Below are 22,635 nucleotides of genomic sequence, written 5' to 3'. Positions count from 1 at the left end.
AATGGATAACATTCGTTAACAAAAAATAATCCTATTCGCGGTGTCAGATCATGTTATTTTACACTCAACCTGCTAATCTCACGCTCATAACAAATATTCCTTGTGCTCATTACCGCCAAATAATAAAAACGGAATGAGAGCAATCTATAAAAAATTTGAGGTTTACTATAATGGAAATGACTAACGCTCAACGTCTAATTCTATCAAATCAATATTACATCATGGCAAAACTTACGCCTGAAAATGCTGAAAAATATCATCGTCTACAGATGATTATTGAACGTGGTTATTGTTTACAGATGCGTGAACTTAACAAAGATTTTGGCGAAGTGTCAGAAGATGAATGCAAACAAGTTCTTGAAATAATGGAAATGTACCATGCACTTCAAGAATCTTTTAATTTAGAAGATTGTCGCTGTGATGGCGCAAAAGACATTGATCAACGTCGACTACAATTTTTAGGTTTTGATACAATAACTGAAGCTAAGTTAGTTAATTACGTCCGTTTTCTAACTCATGATGAAGGCCTATATCCACAGTTCCCTAAAACTGAACATCAGTTTAATAGTCATGTACCTATGCTTGATAAATACCTGCGCATGCTAACTATTTGGCGCGGATGCCCACGTCACTATCATTTATCATGTAGTGAAATTCAACAAATTATTACAGCATAGCTTTCGTCATTTACGCCATAAACTTGATTTTATGGCGTCATTCGATTTCCCCCTCCCTTAAAAGATAAAAACTATTAGCGATCATTTCAGCCACTGGCGTATAATTACTGCACTTCTTCGCTATAAATTAGTTACCTAATAAGGCTACATTTATTAGCAATATGCCATTATATATGGGATACATAATAATAATGATTCGCTGTGTAAAGAATAATACTATCGGTAATCGTCTGACCTCAGCCATTATATTAATGGCATTTTTAACTATCAGTGTCAGTGTTATTGCCGCATTAACATGGCAACAACTAAGCCAGCAAATTGGCACGATAACGAATGATAATATGCCAACATTACGCTCTAGTTATCGTTTAGAACGTAGTACCGCAGAATTACAAGCCGCGTTAACAGCATTAGATATGAATACTAATCCGTTAAAGCATAAAGCAATTAAAAAAAATATAGTCTCTATTTTAAAAGCGATTCAACAATCAATAGATAATATTTCTAGTTTATATTACTACCCAAAAATAAAATCAGGGCAACAATTATTAGTTGCAAATATCGATAGTTATATTGCATTACTACAACAAAGAAATGTATTACAGCTTTCGTTAAAACAAACAGAAAATACGATTAAATGGTTACATCAAGATTTAATTGATGAATTACAACCACTGCGGCTAGAAATTGAATGGCAAATGATGCGGTTACTAAATAGCCCTCAGAAATTACAGCTCGACCATGATACCAATATAAAAAATATCATGGCTGAATTTTCAGTTATTCAGACAATTACTGTTAATGTAAATGAATTACATCAACTGATTAAAGAAAGTATTCGTCATCGTCAACATAATGATATTAATGCTTCTTTTGATGCAATTTCAAATAAAATATTACAACTAAAAAAAATCAGTAAACAATTAAATAATTACCCATCAACGATTACTTATCGTCAATTACAGCAAGAATTTACACAATTAGTTACACCTACTGGACACCTAAAAAAATTATTAATTCAAGATAATATAAACAATATAAAAATAACACAGACTCAAGGCAATATTCGTGATCAATTAACGCAACAAGAAAATATAATTCAGACACTTGTGGGTCATGCAGATAAAGCATTAGCTAAATTAAATGGCAAAACTAGACGTTCAATTTGGATCAGTAATGTTGTTTTATTTGGCGTCGTTTTTATTACGATAATTCTTAGTATCATTTTATCTATTTATTTAGTCGGTCGAGGTGTCGTCAAACGCTTAAATCTTCTCGGTCAAGATTTACAAGCCATAGCCAGCGGCAACCTTAATGCGAATATTCAAACAACAGGTATTGATGAGATTGGTATCTTAGGAGATAACCTGCGTTATTTTTGCCAACAAATGCAAGAAATTCAAAATTCTAATGCACTAAACTTAATCAACAATACTCAAGCCAGCATTATTACCTGTGATCTTAATGGTGCTGTTGAATCTGTAAATCCCCAAGCATTAAAACAATTAAATTTTTGTCACATCACTAAAAAGCATCAAGTCTGGGATTTGTTTAATAGTGCAACCATCACTACCTTGAAGCACTTATTTACCACTAATGGACCATTACTAACAAATGGTGCATATAACATGACGGTAAAATTAGTCTCTCCAAATAATCATAGCTTATATTTACGGTTAGATTTCCGTACCTTCACTCAAGGTAATGATGACAAAGTAATTATTACAATGACAGATATTACTGAACAAGAAAATACCACTCGTTGGCTTGAAAATACAGTTGCAGAGAAAACCCAATCACTGACCATCACCAACCAGCAACTACGAGATGAAATCGAAGATCGTAAACGGATTGAAGGCGATTTACTTGAAACTCAAGATGAATTAATTCAAGCTGCTAAAATGGCAGTGGTGGGTCAAACGATGACATCACTTGCACATGAACTTAATCAGCCGTTATCTGCGATTTCGACGCGAATATTTAGTGCAAAACTTGCACTTGATCATAAAAAATACGAAAATCTACCTACAAATCTGACAAAAATAGACGATCTTGTTACTCGAATGAGTAAACTCATCGTAAGCTTTAGAAACTTTGCAAAAAAACAATCAGCAACCAAACCATTAAGCAAAGTTGATATTCATGATTCAATCAAACAAGCACTAATATTGGTAGAAAGTCGAGCTAAAGTACAAAAAACAACAATAGTAAATACGATTGACTACCCTCTTTATGCGCTCGCTGATCAAGTGCAACTAGAGCAAATTTTAGTTAACTTGTTAGTTAATGGCTGTGATGCAGTTGCTCACTGTGAACAGCGTGAAATAACAATTATTCAACTAAATAGCCCATCGAATATCATTCGGTTGGCTGTATATGACAGCGGTGATGGTTTTGACGCCACTATCATTAATAAATTATTCATTCCCTTTACCACCACCAAAGATGTTGGGTTAGGCCTTGGGTTAAGTATTTGTGGTTCAATTATGACGCGACTAAAGGGTGAAATCTTCCTTGCTTCAAGTTTAACGGGTGGAGCAATGGTCGTACTGGAGTTAAATAAATATGATAAGTGATGATATTGAAGTACTGATTGTGGATGACGATCATGATGTTGTCGAAGCCTATCAAGAACTACTTGAAATAGCTGGATTTAAAGCACAAACAGTAACTGACTCGACCTTAGTTTTAGGAATGCTAAAGCGTAATTGGCCAGGTGTTATTGTGTCTGATATGTATATGCCCGGCTTAGATGGTATGGAATTATTAGCCAAAATTCAGCAGTATGATCATGAGCTACCCGTTATTATTATTACGGGTCATGGTGATATTCCAATGGCTGTGGGTGCGCTTAAAAAAGGAGCTGCCGACTTTTTACAAAAACCATTACAGCCTAAAGAATTAATTACGCTGCTTGAAAAATATTTACCTCAGCGTCGCCAAATCATTGAACAACGTAATACCTTACATACAACAACAGCGGAAGTATTATTGGGAGAGAGTCCTCTCATCATTAAAATTCGCGAACAATTAAAAACTATCGCGTTAACAACTAAAGATGTGTTGATTGAAGGTGAAAGCGGCACTGGTCGCCATACAGTGGCAAAATTACTTCATCAAAATAGTCAATTAAGTAATGGCCCTTTTGTTGAAGTCAATGCTGCAAATATTACTCGTACGCCTGATTTACAACGCAGTATGATTTCGGCGCGCAGTGGTTGTTTATGTTTATGTAACCCACACCATATGCCAATTGAAACTCAACAATGGCTGTGTCGTTTTTTACTTGAACAAGAACGCCAAGGGAAAAAAGAAGTTCGCGTCATCGCTTTATTTGATGGTGATCCAACAGAATCAGTTGAAACTGAACAATTTTTACCGGAATTATTCTACTTTTTGAGCCAAGTACGATTTAATTTACCAACCTTGCGTCAACGTGGTAGTGATATCACATTGATATTTAAACACTATATTAAGCAAAGTTGTAAAAAGTTGAATAAAGCGATTCCTGCGATTGATAAAGCTTACCTTGCGATATTAAATCGTTATGAATGGCCAGGAAACGTATTAGAGCTTAAAAATGTAGCTGAATTATACGCGATAGGGATCGTCAAACTTGCAGGACAAGAACGTTCAAAACCACTAGATCAAATGAGTAGCCCACTTGATGATCTGGTTGATGGCTATGAAAAACAAGTGATTGAAGATGCGCTATACCTTTTTTCAGGCCGTATCAATGAAGTGTCATCATACTTACAAATACCCCGTAAAAAATTGTATTTGAGAATGAAAAAACACGGTCTCGATAAAGCGGAATATAAAGTACGCTCAAACCAACCGCTATAAATAACCACCGATTCCCCAGAATTTAAGCCGCTCTGGGGATTTTTTTATCATTCTAATGCCGACCACATACACTTTTTACATTGTTCTTTATTCGCTTATTGATAAAGTTGTAGCAAGAGTTAATCTATTTGTTGAATGGTTAACATTAAAGACCTTAAAATAACTAAGCCAGCATCTTTATGCTGGCTTTATTAATGCTTATTTATTTACACAATACTCTTAAAACTCGTAACGTAATCCAACGTTAAAGTAATCTTCTTCAGGGTTATTCCAACCATTCCAATCAGTGCCGGCAATCGAGCCATTACCTTTTTTACCATCACGGAACACATAACTACTGAATATAGATGAACGATCGGTTAGCTTATATTGCGCTTCAACAGTGGTATCTTTATATTTTGTTTCATCACCGCCTTTATTTTCAAGTGAGCGGTATCCAGCACGTAATACCCAATCTGCGGTTAAGTCATACACTGCCGTTAATTCATAGACTTTATCGGTACTATCACCACGACCATTATTAAAGGCTAATTTCCCTTCAGAATACATAGCACCTAACGTGAGATTATTGATGTAATAACGAGTACCTGCTCCCCAAAAATTATAATCTTTAGCATGATTAGTATTATGACTATCTGATTTGTCATATTGATAAGCAACTACTGGTGCTAATTTACCCGCATTACCAAAATCAAAGGTATAACGTGCAGCTGCGTTATAGCCCGTTTTTAAATTAGAGGTACTGTTACCAAAAATATAAGCAGTAGAAACATCAAGATTACCAAACGTGTTTTGATATTGAAGAGTGCCATCTTGACGGAAAACTTGTGTTGCGGTTGAGTCTATAGCTGAAACTTGTCGAGCAATGGTAACATCAGAAGCTGAGAATACATCCGCGATATCCGTCAGCATAATAAGGCCAGAAGCAACTCGTCCACCCGTTATCTTACCGTATTGTGATGCATCAATTCCGGCCCAAACATAACGCGCGGTCAGATCTTTACTATCCGGATTAAGGTTATTCGCGTATTCAGCAGCATTAACTTGATATTCAGCCCAACCGATAACAGAAACAGTATCGTTAATAGTCTGAGATCCGCCTAACCCAAAACGCCCATCAAAATTACCATCTACGCCAGATTGATCAGGGTCATTATCTCGATCAGTTAAGTTAAATCCTAAACGCCCATAAACATCAACATAAGAGCCATCATCTGCTTGATAAACAGTGGCAGCTTGCGTGACACTCGCAACCAATAATGCGGGTAATACTACTGCTAATTTTGTTTTTTTCATTTTATAACGTCCTATTATTATTTCGTATATTCGCATCAAAATGATTAATGAGAATGTTACGACTACATTGCTGTAAAAAATCCATATTGCTAATCAGTGTCGCTTTGTGATTATTTATTCACTTTTGCCCTTACAATAAGGCATGTTCCTGAATGACCACTGAATAGTAATTTTTCACATGACGATAAAAAATATTAATCAATAACTGTGAGGGTGATCGATTTTTGAACAACGTTTTTTGTGACGGATTTACTTTTCAAGCCGATGATTTAAATGTATAGAAGGGAAAAAATGTATTTATATAAATGGTTATTATTCGTAATAAAATAAATATAAATTACGTAGGAGTAGTTCAAGCTATTAATTCCGATTACACTATGCAGCTGTTTTTCAGCTTTGGTCTATTACATGTCTTATCAATGCCCTTTATGCCACCTGCCACTTATTATGAATGCTAACAATGCATCATCAACATCATACCGCTGTAGTAATAATCATCAGTTTGATCAGGCAAAAGAAGGCTATGTAAACTTAATGCCTGTGCATCATAAAAGTTCGAAGAACCCAGGTGATAATAAAAAAATGATGCAAGCTCGACGCTTATTTCTCAATACGGATCATTATCAGCCATTGCGTAATGCAGTTATGGCACAGTTACGTCATTACTTGCCTACAGACGCTACTGAACTACTTGATATTGGTTGTGGTGAAGGTTATTACACTTCTGAATTTGTTCAACTACGTCAACAATTTCCAGACATCACGATTCATGGCTTAGATATTTCAAAAGTTGCAGTTAAATATGCGGCTAAACGCTACCATGATTGTGATTTCTGTGTCGCATCGAGTCATCGCTTACCATTTGCTGACCACTTTCTTGATGGTGTAGTTCGTATTTATGCGCCATGCAAAGGTGAAGAATTAAACCGAGCGATAAAATCAGGTGGAATTTTGGTTGCAGTAACGCCGGCACCTCGCCACCTATACCAACTAAAAGAATTGATTTATAACGGTGTTAACTTACATGATGTGCCTGTAGAAAATATCGAAGGGTTTGAGTTAGTCGCAGATGAGCAGCTGCACTATGACATGACGTTAAATGGTGAAGAAGCAACTGCATTAATGCAAATGACCCCGTTTGCATGGAAAACATCAGAGCAAGTATGGCAACAACTCGCACAAGCCCAAAATTTTGGTTGTGAGGCTGATTTCGCGATTCGCGTTTATCGTCGCAGCTAGTGATAAAAAATGAGATTATTGATAAATAGTCTCATTATTTGATCAATAAAAATTCAGATATTATTCACTAATACAACACGTTAGAATAAAATCACAAGACGATAAAAGACTCATTTGAAGTGTTACGAAGATGGGCGCACAAAAAATCACGAATGCCAGAAAGAGAAGAACCCCATCGGCGGCCAAGCAGTTGGGGTTCAAAGAGAGATAACAGCTATATCTCTAGGTTGCCTGATGATTATACCTCAACAACCTGTTTATTGCCTGAATAATCATCTAAAATTGTTTATATAAGCTTCACCATTCGTTTATGGAATAACATTCCAGCGAGTTGGTAGTACCATTTTATTACTTATATATAGGTGAGACTGTAATAGTTAAAATTAGTTGCAAAAAACATCTTGTTTAGTGAATATTTTTTTATCGCATGAATTTCAGCCTTACCCCATCGCTACCCACGCCAATTTACAGTAAAATAAAACCAGAGCTCTTTTCTTTGAGCCAAATTAATTAGGAAAACAATGAAAAAAACATTTGCTTTAACTCATCCCAAGAAAGCGGCTGCGCGTGTTGTAGAAGCAATTAAACACGATGTGAAGAAATACATTCGTCGTGAGCGTAATAAAACATTACCTGCTGGTACTGATTTTTGGGATTTTGATTGCAAGTTTGGTCATACCGAGCAAGAAGCAAAAGTTATTCACGTAAAAGAAATCAACAAGTACATTGATGAAGCTGAAAAGCTAGAATTACCATCATTATACCTAGAGATTCTGGCAAAACCTGCAACACGTGCACCACGTCCAGATTTTGATTTCGACGAAGAATAATTGCTCATTAGCCATCATGTAATGCGCTATAGATCCAAACAAAAAAAGAGTCGCTAGTGCGACTCTTTTTTATTACAACAAAATACAATTACTTAGAACCAGCGATCTAATGCATGTCGATCTAATTGCTTAAATGCTCGATTAAGTACATCAGCTAATTCTTGATAGCGCGGCTGCGATTTTTTAGGCTGCATTGCATGCCCTTCACTAACTATCTTCTGATAAATTTCGCTATACCACTTCGCCAGTGATGGCGGCAACGTTGTTTGGCTACGTTTTCCCAACCACCATAAGCCTTGTAATGGCATTGAAATCGCTAATAGCGCAATCGCAATCGCTTGTGGCATTGCGTCATAATTATGAAATGCCATTTGAGTCAAAATACTGATTGCAGCAACCGCAGGCATCACTTTTGTCGCAAATTGGGTCGCTTTAATATACCGATGTTCAGGAAAAACCGCCGCAAGCTCTTTGCGCATCGGCCATGTTGTCATGTAATGCTGACCATTCTGAAAGTGTTTCCACATTGTATGTTGAGCCATAATGCACCACTCATCAAAAAAAATTGTAACATTTAAAAAAAATACACAACAAACTTGATTCAAATTAAAATTTTCTAAAAATCTTTTTGTTATATTGCGTAACAATCGGTTATTCTAGGCGAGCCTAGATGTAATTGTTGCTGTTAATGTCCTTAACTGCAAGCTAGGCTCTGTCAAGGATGACCCAGAATTAGAGGTAACTCAATTCTATTTCTCAGGAAAGAGCGTGATTTTCACCTCTAGTAAGGCGAACAATAAATCTTCGTCTACTCTAGGGGTACTTTTTTATTCAAAAATGAATATCAACTTTCAGACAGATTATAGGTAGTCACTCTCATGTCTAAGCTGGTTTTAGTTCTAAACTGCGGTAGTTCATCTCTTAAGTTCGCAATCATTGATCCAGTATCAGGTGAAGAACATCTTTCAGGTCTAGCAGAATGTCTAGGTCTTTCTGACGCTCGTATCAAGTGGAAACTTGATGGTAAGCACGAAGCTCAACTAGGCGACGGCGCTGCTCATGAAGAAGCTCTAGCATTCATGGTTGACACTATTCTTGCTTCTAAGCCTGAGCTTAAAGAAGCACTAGGTGCAATCGGTCACCGTATCGTACACGGCGGCGAGCAGTTCTCTGCATCAGCGCTTATCGACGATGTTGTTCTTCAAGGTATCGTAGATGCGTCTGATTTCGCACCTCTACACAACCCTGCACACGTTATCGGTATCGAAGCTGCTAAACACAACTTTGCTGGCCTTAAGAACGTTGCTGTATTTGATACTGCTTTCCACCAGACTATGCCTGAAGAAGCATTCTTATACGCAATTCCTTACCGTCTATACAAAGAAAACGGTATCCGTCGTTACGGCGCACACGGTACATCTCACCGTTTCATCGCTCGTGAAACAGCGATCCTTCTTGACAAGCCTCTTGATGAACTAAACATCATCAACTGTCACCTAGGTAACGGCGCATCTGTATGTGCAATCAAAGGCGGTAAATCTGTAGATATCTCTATGGGTCTTACTCCTCTTGAAGGTCTTGTAATGGGTACGCGTTGTGGTGACCTTGACCCAGCAGTTATGTTCCACCTACACGATCGTCTAGGTATGAGCGTTGCTGAAATCAACACTATGTTCACTAAAGAGTCTGGCCTACTAGGTCTTACTGGTGTGACTTCTGACTGTCGTTTTGTTGAAGAAAACTACGGTACTAAAGAAGAAGCTACACGTGCAATGGACGTATTCTGTCACCGCCTAGCTAAGTATGTTGCAAGCTACGCAGCGACAATGGAAGGCCGTCTAGATGCAATCGTATTCACTGGTGGTATCGGTGAAAACTCTGCACCAATCCGTGAAATGGTTCTTAACCGTCTAGCGATCTTCGGCATCGAAGTAGATAACGAAGCAAACCTTAAAGCACGTTTCGGCGGCGAAGGTGTTATCACTACTGCAAACAGCCGCATTCCTGCAATGGTTGTTTCAACTAACGAAGAATTAGTAATCGCAGAAGATACAGCGCTTCTAGCTGAAATCTAATCTTACGATTATTGAAACGGCTGGCCTTTTAGCCAGCCGTTTTTTTCATGTCATATTTTACTGTGGTGCTGCTCTATGATTATTCTACTTTAGTCACTAAAGTCGAATTGTTATTGAACAGTGCTGTATCGATTCAATAGTAAAAGGAATCTATAGTGTCTCGTACTATTATGCTTATCCCAGTTGGCGCTGGTGTTGGTCTAACAAGCGTTAGCCTTGGTGTGCTTCGTGCAATGGAACGCAAAGGTGTTCGTGTTTCTTTCTTCAAGCCTATCGCACAACCACGTCAAGGTGGCGATCAGCCAGATCTAACGACTACGATCATTCGTGCTAACAGCGATATGCAAATCGCTGAGTCTTTCTCAATGGCAAGCGCTGAAGAACTTATTCGTAACGATCAAACTGACGTACTTCTAGAAGATATCGTTGCTCGTTTCAAAGCTGCAACAGCAGATGCTGACGTAACATTGATCGAAGGTCTTGTTGCGACTCGTAAGCACCCTTTTGCAAACCAAATTAACTTTGAAATTGCAAAAACACTTGATGCTGAAATCGTGTTTGTTGTGTCTCCTGGCACAGATAACCCATCACAGCTTAAAGAGCGTATCGAAGTTGCATGTTCTAACTTCGGCGGTATTAAGAACAAGCAAATCTCTGGTGTTATCGTTAATAAACTTAACGCACCTGTTGATGCTGAAGGCCGTACTCGTCCAGATCTTTCTGAGATCTTTGATGATGTTGAAGGTACTGTTCCTTCAAACGTTGAAATCATGCAAGTGTTCAACTCTAGCCCAATCCGTGTACTAGGTTGTGCACCTTGGAGCTCAGAGCTAATCGCTACACGTGCAACTGATATTGCTCAGCACCTAAATGCTGAAATTATCAATGCAGGTGACATCGAAACTCGTCGTATTAAGAGCATCACTTTCTGTGCTCGCTCTATCCCTAATATGGTTGAGCACTTCCGTCCAGGTTCACTACTAGTAACGTCAGCTGACCGTCCAGATGTTATTGTTGCTGCATGTCTTGCTGCAATGAACGGTGTTGAAATCGGTGCACTACTATTAACCGGTGGTTACGACCTACCTAAACCTGTTATGGATCTTTGTGAGCGCGCATTCGCTACTGGTCTTCCTGTAATGACAGCTCAAGGTAACACTTGGCAGACATCTCTAAATCTACAGAGCTTCACTCTTGAAGTTCCTGCAGACGATAAAGAACGTGTTGAGTTTGTTAACGAGTACATGGCAAGCCACATCGACGGTAACTGGATTGAATCTCTAACTGAAGGTTCAAACCGTGAGCGTCGTCTAAGCCCACCAGCATTCCGTTACCAGTTAACTGAACTTGCTCGTAAAGCGGCTAAGCGTATCGTTCTTCCTGAAGGTGATGAGCCACGTACAGTTAAAGCTGCGGCTATCTGTGCTGAGCGCGGTATCGCGGAATGTGTGCTTCTTGGTAACCCTGAAGAGATCCGTCGCGTTGCTGAGCAACAAGGCGTTGTTCTTGGTGCTGGCGTAACTATCATCAACTCTGACGAAGTACGTGAAAACTACGTTGCTCGTTTAGTTGAGTTACGTGGCGCGAAAGGCATGACTGATGTTGTTGCTCGTGAGAAGCTACAAGATTCTGTATTCCTAGGCACAATGATGCTTGAGAATGGCGAAGTTGACGGTCTAGTATCTGGTGCAGTTCACACTACAGCAAACACTATCGTTCCTCCATTCCAAATCATCAAGACTGCACCTGATGCATCTATCGTATCTTCTGTATTCTTCATGCTACTACCTGACCAAGTATTGGTTTACGGTGACTGTGCGATCAACCCAGATCCAACAGCTGAGCAACTTGCTGAAATCGCTATCCAATCTGCAGATTCTGCAAAAGCATTTGGTATCGACCCACGCGTAGCTATGATCTCTTACTCTACTGGTACTTCTGGTAAAGGCGCAGACGTAGATAAAGTACGTGAAGCAACTAAGATCGCTCAAGAGAAACGTCCTGATCTAGTGATCGACGGTCCTCTACAGTACGATGCTGCAATCATGGAAAACGTAGCGGCTTCTAAAGCACCTAACTCTCCAGTAGCAGGTAAAGCAACTGTATTTGTATTCCCAGACCTAAACACTGGTAACACAACATACAAAGCAGTACAGCGTTCTGCAGATCTAGTCTCTATCGGTCCAATGCTTCAAGGCATGCGTAAGCCAGTTAACGACCTTTCTCGTGGCGCACTAGTAGACGATATCGTTTACACAGTTGCACTAACTGCGATTCAGGCTGAACAAGCTAACGCTAAGTAAGTGTTAATACTGCTTTAAGCGACTGACAAAACGCCCCTATACATGTCTTCAATGTTTATTGATAAAGTGTATAGGGGCGTTTTTTATTGCTAATACTGCTAACTCTACTCTTTATTCAATGCTACATTCGCTAACACTTCACCGTCAAAAGTTATCACAGCCAAATCATTGCCATCCAGTAGCCCATAACTTGCAGCTAAACCATTTCGAGGAATCGCTACCGATCCGGGATTAAAAGCAAACAATTCATCTTTTGCTTCAGCAACGGGAAGATGAGTATGCCCAGAAACAATCACATCCCCCGCCATAAGCTGCGGATGTTTATCAGCATTGTAAATATGACCATGGGTTAAAAATAATCGTCGCCCATCAGCTAACATCACCAAGTTATAATCTGCCATCATCGGAAAATCCAATAGCATTTGATCAACATCACTATCGCAATTACCTCGCACTGCGGTAATTCGATTCGCATATTGGTTTAATAACTCCGCGACTTTAATTGGATCATACCCTTCAGGTAATGCATTACGAGGACCATGATTTAGAATATCACCAAGTAAAATAAGATACTTAGCACCACTTTGTTCAAAAGCAGCAATGGCTTTTTGAGCACCAACTAAACTACCGTGAATATCCGATGCAAAAAATAATTTCATGATTAAACTCAGCCAAAAAATTGTCAATATATCGACTCAGTCTACGTGAGCCGTAATAAAAATACTATTATCACTCTTAGGTCATGATGAGATCAATCAGCATCACTTATACTGTAACAATGGCAGTGATAATAATATTTATCTCGACACTAACTGACATCTAATATCAGTTAATTTAAGATGGTATATCGATAATCGCGAGGAATAACGCAATGAAGATCTTAGTAACGGGCGCAACTGGGCTCATTGGTAAAGCACTACTTCCCCACTTAAATCATGATGAAATCACTATCATTAGCCGTGATCCAGCCCGCGCTTATCAATTACTAGGTCATCATATTAATGCGCTTGATTCACTAGAATCATTACCTAATCTTGACCAATTCGATGTGGTGATTAACCTTGCTGGCGAACCAATTATGGATAAACGCTGGAGTGAGCAACAAAAGCATATAATTGAAGATAGCCGTTGGAATATCACTCAGCAATTAGTTGATAAAATCAAAGCCAGTGACAATCCACCCCATACTTTTATTAGTGGCTCAGCCGTTGGTATCTATGGTAATCAACACGATAAAGCCATTGATGAAACTGTTATTATTGAACCTAACGATGCAGACTTCTCACAACAGGTTTGCTTTCGATGGGAACAAATCGCGCTAGAAGCACAATCGGAACAAACTCGAGTCTGTTTGTTAAGAACGGGGATTGTACTAGCAAAACAAGGCGGTGCGTTGGCGAAAATGTTACTGCCTTATCAGTGTGGGCTGGGTGGTCCTATTGGTGATGGTCAACAATACTTTCCGTGGATCCAACTGCAAGATATGGTGCGAGGGATTTTATTTTTAATCAATAATAGTGAAACTCAAGGTCCATATAATATGACCGCCCCCAACCCCGTAACGAACAAAGCCTTCAGTGCCACTCTTGCCGCCACCTTGCATCGTCCACACCTGCTATTCACCCCTGCTTGGGTATTGAAATGTGCCCTCGGTGAATCATCACAACTGTTATTAGATGGTCAACGCGCATTACCAAACAAGCTACAGGCAGCAGGGTTTAACTTTACTTTTCCTTGTATTGAACAGGCGTTAAAGCAAACGTTGGGGGATTAATGAATATAAAAACAGGGCTGGTTAGCCCTATTTAATAATGAATTTATGAGCACTACTATTGTCTATTCATGGGTTTTCTCTCTTGATAACAAATTCCATGAATAAGGATCAACTTCACATTGATATATTTTAATATTCTTAGATAAACACAAGTGATTAAATTTTTCAGATAACTCATCAGAAACTAATTTAGTTCTACTTGTATTTCTATAAACATGTCGACCAAAATATACTTCTTTAATACTATTTTTTGGCAACTTAAAACAAAATATAGGACGCCCTAATGATGAGATATTTTTCCTAATCCAAACACCTGACTTATTTTCAAACTCAACGTCTTCATCATGTGATGACCCTATATGATATTTTAAGTCTTTCACGACTCTAACTTCTTCTTCATATCCCCACTCTATCGACTTGTATAAAAATGCCTTTCTTAATAGATTAGAAGTATCACTTTTAAATTTGATATCATTTCCAATAGACATTAGCTCATTAACTAAAGAGCTTTTTTTCTCAGGCTTTGGCTTATTTGATGTATAAATCACTTCACCTAAATGAGCGGGGATTCTTGATTTTTCAACATCCATAAACCCAGCAATATCACAATCAATACCAATAACAACCCCTTGATGAGAATCGCCATAATGAGCCCACATAAGAGTATTTAATGGATTTCTGGTCAAAGAAAGCAAAACATAATGTCTAGAAAATCTATTTTTATATCCATAAAGCGATCGTATGTTTTCCTCATCGGCATCATAAAAATTAAAGTATGTACATTCGAATGGATCATTTACATCATCTATTGATGAAAAACCAATAGTATTACTTTCTATTATTTGCAAAGCAGTTCGGTACGAAACATATTTATATAAGATCAATTAGATACCCTACTCTCATATTACTGAAGTTAAACACAAACATACTAATCACCGCAACGGCAACAACAGCTTATTGATCTGCGACCGTGACACCAAATACACCAGTGCGATCGCCAGTACAGGTAAACCTAACCACATCAGTGGATGTAAGGTAAACGGTAATTCAAACCCTTTAACCACCAGCAAACCTACAACAAATTCAGCGCCTACCGCAGCAATCACACCTGCCAACAACGCAATGATTCCATATTCAAACCACAGAGTGGCAGCAATACGTTTTCGGCTAGCACCGAGTGTACGGTATAACTGAATTTCTGTTTGGCGTTCTGAAATACTCAATCGTAATAAAGTCATTATCAGCAATAAACCACTGACAACACCAAGCCCAGCTAATACCGTTAATGACCAACTAACTTGTGCCAACAAGCCTTGAATACGGGTTGCCATCATTCGTAAATCAAGTACACCCACAGTGGGATATTGGCTAGCTAAGGTATTTAATAATGCATTTTGCTGCTCGCTAACTCGAAAACTAACTAAGCCGGTTGCGGGAAATGACTGCAACACATCAGGAGTGAAAATAAAATAGAAATTGGGCTTCATGTTGCGCCATTCAACATCACGAATACTGTTAACGGTAGCGTTAAACTCCAATCCACCCACAGTAAATGCCAACTTGTCACCCAAGTGAATATTCAACCGTTTAGCAATTCCAGATTCAACCGAGACACCTTCCGCTTTGCCCCATTGCCCTTTGGTCACTACATTGTGGCTTGGCAGTGTTTTCGCCCAGGTAAAATTAAGCTCACGCCTTAAAGCAGGATCGATACTTCCATCATCTGCCTTTCGATTTAACTCGTTACTTATCTCAGTATTATTTTCAGCTTGATCAGCCGATGTTTCATTTAATGGGGCGTAAAAACGTTGATCGTTAATTGCCACCAACCGCCCACGTGTTACTAGATAACCTTGCGAACGGGTTAAATTTGCTTTATCTAAAGCTGCTAAATAGCTTTGCTGTTGCTTAGGGGCAATATTGAGTGCAAATACATTGGGAGCATCCGCAGGTAGGGTATTTTTCCAATCGGCTAATAACTCATTTCTTAATAGCCCAATCACCGCTAATAACATTAATGAACAGGTTAACGCCACCAATTGAGTCGCGGTTTTAATCTTACTGCGATTCACACGGCTTAATGCCAAACTATAGGCTGCACCAAACTGCAGTTTTTGTAAAAATGCGATAGCGACTACACCAACGCATGCTAAAACTAACAATAATCCCGCCATACCAAATAGGACTAACCATACCAACCCATTAGTACCAATCCATGCTATTGCGGCTAACATCGGAAACAGTAGCAATAGCCACGCTAAACGACTTGTTGTTGATACTCTTGTCGATATTTGTACTGAATTGATCGCAGCGGTTTGCACTAACCGTGACAACGGGATCCCTAATGCTGGTAGTGCAATTAATAGTGCCAACAATAAACTGATAGCAAAAGGCGCCAACCCCATCGTAGGTAACTGTTCTGGTAATATGTTTTGCAGAGGATAACGCAGCAACCACTCAAGCCCTAATCCAAAAGTTAAGCCAATAACTATCGCGACCACAAACACTAATCCAACTTGAGTTAACAGCCAGCGCCATAAAAAACCTTTCGTTGCGCCCAAACTTTTCATCATTGCGACTGCTGTTTTACGAGTAACAGCATAATGTTGGCAAGTCAGCACTAAGGTAGCAGCAGCCATCAACACCACTAGCACTAACGTCAACGATAAATATTGCTGTGCTCGTTCAATAAAATCACCACTACGTCCGGCATCATTTTCAGTTAACCAACGTTGACTCGGCGTTAACGTTAATTGCTGACGAATATCATCCAGCGACTTATTTGAACCAGAGAAATAATAACGATAACTAATTCGGCTCCCTGGTTGTACGCCGCCGACCGCTTCAATATCTTGTTGGTTAATAAATACGGTCGGCATTTGGCTAAATGGATTAAACGATAATTCAGGATCCTGAGCAATTCGACCGCTAATTTTTAGCTCGGCATCACCCAACATGAGTACATCACCAATGTTGACATCCAACAGTGAAAATAACCGCTCAGCCAACCATAACTGATTAGGTTTTACATGGTGTTCTAATCGCGCAGTATGCGTACTTTGTAAGCTAAGATCGCCTCGTAATGGAAAATTTGAATCTACCGCTTTAACACTCACAAGTTGCATACCGTCATCACTAAATGCCATGGTGCCAAAACGGGTTTGTTGTGATATTTTCACAGGATCTGTTACTGATATTTTTAGCGGCGATAGATCAACGGGCTGTGAAGATACCAGTACCCTATCAGCAGTAAGCGCTGATCGTCCTTGATCAACAATGATCGCCTCAACACGGCTAACTAAAGCTGATAACGCAAAGACACATGCGATAATTAAACTCAACGCTAAAGTCACTAACCACAACTGGCCTTGGCGAATTTCATTCCATGCCCAACGCACAATAAATAGCCGCTTATTCGTTGTCGCTAAAGTAACGGTATTAGACATCACGATCTTCCTTGTTTACTTACCTACGTTCTTCCATATTTAAGACGCCGTTATCTAATCGCATCACGCGATCACAACGGGCAGCTAATGCATCATCATGAGTCACTAATACTAATGTGGTATCACTGTCTCGATTAAGCTCAAATAACAACTCAATCACCATTGCTGCGGTGTGCTGATCTAAATTTCCTGTCGGTTCATCGGCAAACAAAATTTTAGGCTTGATCATAAATGCACGCGCTAATGCTACTCGTTGTTGCTCACCACCGGATAATTGACTCGGCAAATGGGTTTCTCGTCCTTTTAATCCCACCATATCAAGTAACATTTTCGCCCGTTCAATATCGACATTTTTATTTTGAATTAAACATGGCAGCGTGACGTTTTCTAACGCATTTAAGGTCGGTAATAACAAGAAATTTTGAAACACAAATCCAATTGATTCACTACGCAATCGTGCTCGTTGTTCATCATCAAGCTGTGTCAGACTATGGCCTAATAGTTCAATCTCACCCGTTGTTGGTACATCTAACCCAGCCAATAACGTCATTAGGGTCGATTTCCCTGCACCAGATACACCGATTAATGCAATTGACTCACCTTGCTCGACCTCAAGCGAAACATCCTGCAAAATAGTCATCGGCGACAAGGCTGTCGTAACCTGTTTCGAAACAGCGTGTGCTTTTATTACGGAGACTGACATGATACGAATCCTTTCATTATTAATGCTGCTATTTTCATCAACAACATTTAGCCAAACACTGTTGGTCTTAGGTGATAGCTTAAGTGCAGGTTATCAGATGCCAGCACAGAAAAGTTGGCCAGCACTACTACCTAAAATATTAGCCCAGCAATCTCAGCCAACAACAATTATCAATGCCAGTATTTCAGGCGATACCAGTGGTAATGGTTTAGCACGATTACCGCAACTACTTAAACAACATCAACCTGATATTGTGTTAATTGAATTAGGTGCTAATGATGGCTTACGTGGCTTTGCTCCTAAAATATTACGCAATAATCTCAGCCAGATGATCACTTTAATTAAAAAAATGGGATCACAGCCATTATTAATGCAAATCGAAATTCCACCAAACTATGGTAAACGCTATAACGAACTGTTTCGTAATACCTATCCAGAATTAAGCCAATCGCTTAACGTGCCACTATTGCCCTTTTTTCTTATTGATATCATTGTTAAACCTCAACTGATGATGAAAGACGGTCTTCATCCAACTATTGAGGCACAACCACTTATTGCTCAATTCATGGCACAACAATTACAACCATATCTCAATCAGGAAAGTTCACAATGACAGTATCTATTTTAATTACTGGCTGTAGTTCTGGCATTGGCTATTACTGCGCTGCCGAGCTTAATAAATTAGGCTATAACGTCATCGCCAGTTGCCGCCAACCGCGCGATGTTGAACGATTAAACAATCAAGGTATAAATTGTATTCAACTCGATCTTAGTTGTTCTGAATCTATTGATCGTGGCTTAAAACAAGCATTAGTATTGGCAAATGGTCAGTTAGATATGTTGTTTAATAATGCCGCTTACGGACAACCAGGGGCATTAGAGGATTTACCAACAGACGCATTACGCGCCCAATTTGAAACTAACTTTTTTGGTTGGCATCAACTAACTCGTGCAGTGATCCCATTGATGCTACAACAAGGTCACGGCAAAATAATTCAAAACAGTTCAGTATTAGGCTTAGTCGCCATGAAATATCGTGGGGCTTACAATGCCAGCAAGTTCGCTATTGAAGGTTATACTGATACGCTACGTTTAGAACTGGCTAATACTCCCATCCAAATTGCTTTAATTGAACCCGGTCCTATTGAGAGCCATTTTCGTCAAAATGCTAAATTTCAATTTGAACAACACATTGATATTAATCATTCTCGTCATCATGATGCTTATCAGCAAACATTGCAGAGACTCGGTACTGCAACCCCAAATAATAAATTCACTTTAGGACCCGAAGCCGTCTTTAAACAAGTGTTAGCGATAATTAACAGCAAGCATCCAAAAGCACGTTATTATGTTACTCAACCGACTTATATTTTTGGTTTTCTTCGTCGAATATTGCCAACAAAATGGTTAGATAAGCTACTAATAAAGAGTAATTAATTACATTAAAGCCATAATAATCGCGTTTATTATGGCTAATTTAGTTTATCTCACAACGATAAAATGGTGATAAAAACAACACCAAAAAAATTAACTCAATCGAATACACTATTTTTTCACTCGTAAAGTTAAACAAATAGCCTTTATAGTAAAAATTTTTGCTATCAACGCTAAAATCTATAATAACGTCATATTAGTGTCACAATAAAACGCTACAGTAAGCTCAAGTCAAAAGACTTATCATCAAAAATTGTCTTATCTGAGGTGTAGTATGTCGTTGCGCCAAATCAACCTTATCTGTCTCTGTATCACGCTAGTGGTTATGCTTACCTTTAATAATTAATACCATTTTGCGCTATTTTCTTGATTCATATCGATTCATCCCCATATATTTGTTATAGCCTTTCAAATAGCCAACGGATATCAGCACATGTATCAAAATGTCGCGCTTGAATTAAACGAACAAAATCTTCAGCAAATCATCGATCAATCAATGCAGACACCGGTGGTGATCAGTTTTTGGGCACCTTCAATGCCAGAGACGCTGGAAGTTAATGCAACTCTTGAAAAAATTGCTCGTGAATATCAAGGGCAATTTACACTAGCAACAGTGAACTGTGAGACTCAACAGATGGTTGCTTCTCAGTTTGGCGTACGTGGATTACCCACCGTTGCCTTATTTAAGAATGGTCAACCTGTTGATGGCTCTGCTGGCCCACAAACAGAACAAAGTTTACGTGAAATGCTAACCCGTTATTTACCGACGCCAGAAGAATTACAACTGCAGCATGCATTAGCGTTAGTAAAAAGCGAAGAGTACAATCAAGCACTTGCATTGTTACGTCAACTGGCACATAAATTTCCTAAAAATAGTATTATTGAACTTGCGATTGCTGAATGCTTAATCGCTGCGGGATTATTTGATGAAGCAGAATTAATTCTTGAAACTATTCCAATGCAAGATCAAGACGCACAATATAAAGGGTTACTTGCTAAGCTTGAATTACATAAACAAGCGGGTAATTCTCCTGAAATTCAACTACTAGAAGAAAAACTAGCAGCCAATCCAAGTGATGCAAATATTGCTTTTGAACTTGCTATTCAATACAGTCAAGTAAACCGCAATGAAGAAGCACTAGCACTGTTACTAAATATTCTTCGTCGCGATCTTAACTTTGCTGATGGTAATGCTAAAAAGACCATGATGGATATTTTAGCCGCACTAGGACAAGGAAATCCTATTGCAGGGACTTACCGTCGCCAGCTATATTCACTACTATATTAATTGATGATCAAATAAAAAAGGCCCGTAAGCTTTGCGCTCATGGGCCTTTTTTTATTTACCACATTCAATCGTTTTTTAACGTGCGTTAGTTTTTTCAAATACTAAAAATTTATTACCTGAATCAACAACCAACGTATTATTGATCACTTCAATACTGGTCGCACTACGCAGAACATTGAGCATATTTTCTTCTTGAGTAACAAGCTCAGGTAAACAAATTTTACGGGTAACAACAGGTAGAGTAAAACTGCCATCAGCAGCAATTAAGCGACCTTTAAATTGATTGCAACCGGTGAAACCAGAAACTTTCATATCTGCATTAATATCTAATTTAGGTTTATGTTTGGTCACTCCAGGGATAAATACTCCCCCTGTTAGCGTCCATTCCCCTACAAGTCGTGTCGACTTATTTAATTGCTGATTAGAAAAACAGCCCGTTAATGAAATCGCTAATAATATTAATAAGCAGAATTTACTTTTTTTCATCATCGCTCTATCACTTAATCTTAATCTCAATAAATTGCTTTAGTTATCCTTAAACCGGTTATTGAGATAATAATCAAATAAAATAATGCCGATGATCTCTCATCGGCATTAAAATTTAAACTAGCTCAAAACTAGGCAGTTTGTACAATCGTCTTAATTACTTAAGGATGATTTGTACTGAACGCTGAACGTAATCAGTAGTATCTGCTTTATCAGTTTTGATTGGGTTGCTGTTAGCTACGTGAGAAACAGTTAAGCGAGTTGCGCTGATACCGTTTGCTTCTAGGAAGCTAGCAACGTTTGCTGCACGCTCAGAAGAAACTTTATCGTTGATTGCTTGGCTACCAACATTATCAGTACGACCGATAATTTGTGCAGTTACTTCTGGGTTAGCTTGCATAGTTGCAGCAATCTCACCTAGGTTGTAACGACCGTAAGCGTTTAGCTTAGTTTCACCATTTTGGTATGGTAGAACATAAGAAGAACGAGTTGGGATTTGTGCTTCAACAGCAACTTCTTTAACTACTTCTACAGTGTTTGTAACAACTGCAGGTGTTGCAGGTTGACCAAACTTGTATGTCATACCCCAGTACGCTTGAGTTAGATCAGCGTGACCGTGTGAAGTACGTAGGTTTTGGTAGTAATCAGCACCGATTTGAGTAGATAGTGCGTGAGTGATTTGGTAAGAAAGACCTAAACCACCAGTTGCTGAGAAGCTATCAGACTTCATGTGGAATAAGTTTTCGTTTACATCTTTATCATCAGCGTAGATGTAAGTTGCACCTAATTTAGCAAATGCAGATAATTTTTGTGTAAGAGGTAGGTTACCTTTAACACCAACAGTTGCTAGGTTTAGGTTTGAATTACCTAAGTTGTACATGAAGTCGTAGCTACCGTAAACACCAACATATTGGTTGAAGTCATAACCAGCATCTAGCTTAACGCTAGGTGCATTAGTTTGACCACCAAACATTTGAGAGTCTGCGCTACCAACATAGCCCATACCTAGTGCACCACCAACCCAGAAGCCGTGACCTTGACCAGCGTACCAGTGACCAGTAGCAGCAGATTGAGTTAGTGCAGTGTTATTTGTAGCCGTTGCTGGAGCTTCAGCTGCCATTGCAGATGTAGCAACGCCTAGAGATAAAGCTGCTACTACAGCTAGAGATAGAGATTTCAATTTCATGTTTAACTCCAATGGTTAAATGCTTTAAAAACTTTCTAATTGTCTGTCCATA

19 protein-coding genes are annotated in these 22,635 nt (G+C 38.8%); 11 read left to right on the top strand and 8 right to left on the bottom strand.

What is annotated here, in order from left to right; translation table 11 throughout:
• The first annotated feature begins 170 nt into the window (after positions 1 to 170).
• The 3 genes from OC457_RS03875 (at position 171) to OC457_RS03865 (ending at position 4,523) form a co-directional block, all read left to right on the top strand.
• A complete protein-coding gene (locus tag OC457_RS03875; RefSeq protein ID WP_080173358.1) occupies positions 171 to 677 on the top strand; it encodes a YfbU family protein in 507 nt (168 codons plus the stop codon).
• A 191-nt stretch (positions 678 to 868) separates the two neighbouring features.
• Positions 869 to 3,253, top strand: coding sequence for an ATP-binding protein (locus tag OC457_RS03870; protein WP_080173357.1), 2,385 nt, complete (start codon positions 869 to 871; stop codon positions 3,251 to 3,253).
• Positions 3,243 to 4,523, top strand: coding sequence for a sigma-54-dependent transcriptional regulator (locus OC457_RS03865; protein ID WP_080173356.1), 1,281 nt, complete (start codon positions 3,243 to 3,245; stop codon positions 4,521 to 4,523). The genes OC457_RS03870 and OC457_RS03865 overlap by 11 nt, the downstream gene beginning before the upstream one ends.
• A 219-nt stretch (positions 4,524 to 4,742) precedes the next feature.
• Here the strand turns inward: OC457_RS03865 and OC457_RS03860 are convergent, their stop codons facing one another.
• Entirely contained in the window at positions 4,743 to 5,819 is a 1,077-nt protein-coding gene (locus OC457_RS03860) for a porin (protein WP_080173355.1), read from the bottom strand.
• Between the two features lie 408 nt (positions 5,820 to 6,227).
• On the opposite strand from OC457_RS03860, the gene rlmA reads away from it, so the two are divergent.
• Positions 6,228 to 7,058, top strand: a complete 831-nt coding sequence (gene rlmA, locus OC457_RS03855; RefSeq protein ID WP_080173354.1) for a 23S rRNA (guanine(745)-N(1))-methyltransferase — start codon at positions 6,228 to 6,230, stop codon at positions 7,056 to 7,058.
• 521 nt (positions 7,059 to 7,579) lie between these two features.
• On the top strand, positions 7,580 to 7,888 hold the full coding sequence (locus tag OC457_RS03850) for a DUF6172 family protein (RefSeq protein WP_080173353.1): 309 nt from the start codon (positions 7,580 to 7,582) through the stop codon (positions 7,886 to 7,888).
• 92 nt (positions 7,889 to 7,980) lie between these two features.
• Here the strand turns inward: OC457_RS03850 and yfbV are convergent, their stop codons facing one another.
• Positions 7,981 to 8,430, bottom strand: coding sequence for a terminus macrodomain insulation protein YfbV (yfbV, locus tag OC457_RS03845; protein WP_045038210.1), 450 nt, complete (start codon positions 8,428 to 8,430; stop codon positions 7,981 to 7,983).
• Between the two features lie 336 nt (positions 8,431 to 8,766).
• Between yfbV and OC457_RS03840 the strand changes: the two genes are divergently transcribed.
• Both OC457_RS03840 and pta read left to right on the top strand, forming a co-directional pair.
• On the top strand, positions 8,767 to 9,963 hold the full coding sequence (locus tag OC457_RS03840; protein WP_080173352.1) for an acetate kinase: 1,197 nt from the start codon (positions 8,767 to 8,769) through the stop codon (positions 9,961 to 9,963).
• Between the two features lie 155 nt (positions 9,964 to 10,118).
• The gene (gene pta / locus OC457_RS03835; protein ID WP_096777805.1) at positions 10,119 to 12,266 is read left to right on the top strand and encodes a phosphate acetyltransferase; all 2,148 of its coding nucleotides are present in this window, start codon (positions 10,119 to 10,121) and stop codon (positions 12,264 to 12,266) included.
• A gap of 104 nt (positions 12,267 to 12,370) precedes the next feature.
• On the opposite strand, the gene yfcE is transcribed toward pta, so the two are convergent.
• Entirely contained in the window at positions 12,371 to 12,925 is a 555-nt protein-coding gene (gene yfcE, locus OC457_RS03830; protein WP_080173351.1) for a phosphodiesterase, read from the bottom strand.
• Between the two features lie 212 nt (positions 12,926 to 13,137).
• Between yfcE and OC457_RS03825 the strand changes: the two genes are divergently transcribed.
• Complete coding sequence (locus OC457_RS03825) at positions 13,138 to 14,040, top strand: TIGR01777 family oxidoreductase (protein ID WP_080173350.1); 903 nt, start codon at positions 13,138 to 13,140, stop codon at positions 14,038 to 14,040.
• A 62-nt stretch (positions 14,041 to 14,102) separates the two neighbouring features.
• Here OC457_RS03825 and OC457_RS03820 read toward each other — a convergent pair whose 3' ends face one another.
• The 3 genes from OC457_RS03820 to OC457_RS03810 form a co-directional block, all read right to left on the bottom strand.
• Positions 14,103 to 14,888, bottom strand: a complete 786-nt coding sequence (locus OC457_RS03820; RefSeq protein WP_235866897.1) for a DUF2971 domain-containing protein — start codon at positions 14,886 to 14,888, stop codon at positions 14,103 to 14,105.
• Positions 14,889 to 14,972: 84 nt separating this feature from the next.
• The gene (locus OC457_RS03815; protein ID WP_162841677.1) at positions 14,973 to 17,486 is read right to left on the bottom strand and encodes an ABC transporter permease; all 2,514 of its coding nucleotides are present in this window, start codon (positions 17,484 to 17,486) and stop codon (positions 14,973 to 14,975) included.
• 19 nt (positions 17,487 to 17,505) lie between these two features.
• Positions 17,506 to 18,189, bottom strand: a complete 684-nt coding sequence (locus OC457_RS03810) for an ABC transporter ATP-binding protein (RefSeq protein WP_080173347.1) — start codon at positions 18,187 to 18,189, stop codon at positions 17,506 to 17,508.
• Here OC457_RS03810 and tesA point away from each other — a divergent pair.
• The 3 genes from tesA (at position 18,188) to OC457_RS03795 (ending at position 20,911) form a co-directional block, all read left to right on the top strand.
• Positions 18,188 to 18,802 (top strand): multifunctional acyl-CoA thioesterase I/protease I/lysophospholipase L1, encoded by a 615-nt coding sequence (tesA, locus tag OC457_RS03805; protein ID WP_080173346.1) that lies wholly within the window; start codon positions 18,188 to 18,190, stop codon positions 18,800 to 18,802. The two genes, OC457_RS03810 and tesA, sit on opposite strands and share 2 nt — an antisense overlap.
• Positions 18,799 to 19,626, top strand: coding sequence for an SDR family oxidoreductase (locus OC457_RS03800; protein ID WP_080173345.1), 828 nt, complete (start codon positions 18,799 to 18,801; stop codon positions 19,624 to 19,626). Before tesA ends, OC457_RS03800 begins: the two co-directional genes overlap by 4 nt.
• Positions 19,627 to 20,056: 430 nt before the next feature.
• On the top strand, positions 20,057 to 20,911 hold the full coding sequence (locus tag OC457_RS03795; RefSeq protein ID WP_080173344.1) for a co-chaperone YbbN: 855 nt from the start codon (positions 20,057 to 20,059) through the stop codon (positions 20,909 to 20,911).
• Between the two features lie 75 nt (positions 20,912 to 20,986).
• On the opposite strand, the gene OC457_RS03790 is transcribed toward OC457_RS03795, so the two are convergent.
• Entirely contained in the window at positions 20,987 to 21,400 is a 414-nt protein-coding gene (locus OC457_RS03790) for an META domain-containing protein (RefSeq protein ID WP_235866896.1), read from the bottom strand.
• A 154-nt stretch (positions 21,401 to 21,554) separates the two neighbouring features.
• Complete coding sequence (locus OC457_RS03785) at positions 21,555 to 22,583, bottom strand: OmpA family protein (RefSeq protein ID WP_080173342.1); 1,029 nt, start codon at positions 22,581 to 22,583, stop codon at positions 21,555 to 21,557.
• Positions 22,584 to 22,635: the final 52 nt, after the last annotated feature.

This window comes from Photobacterium toruni, from assembly GCF_024529955.1.
GTDB lineage: Bacteria > Pseudomonadota > Gammaproteobacteria > Enterobacterales > Vibrionaceae > Photobacterium > Photobacterium toruni.
The sequence above is the reverse complement of the archived record's forward strand: the minus strand, read 5'-3'. Positions and strand labels throughout refer to the sequence as shown.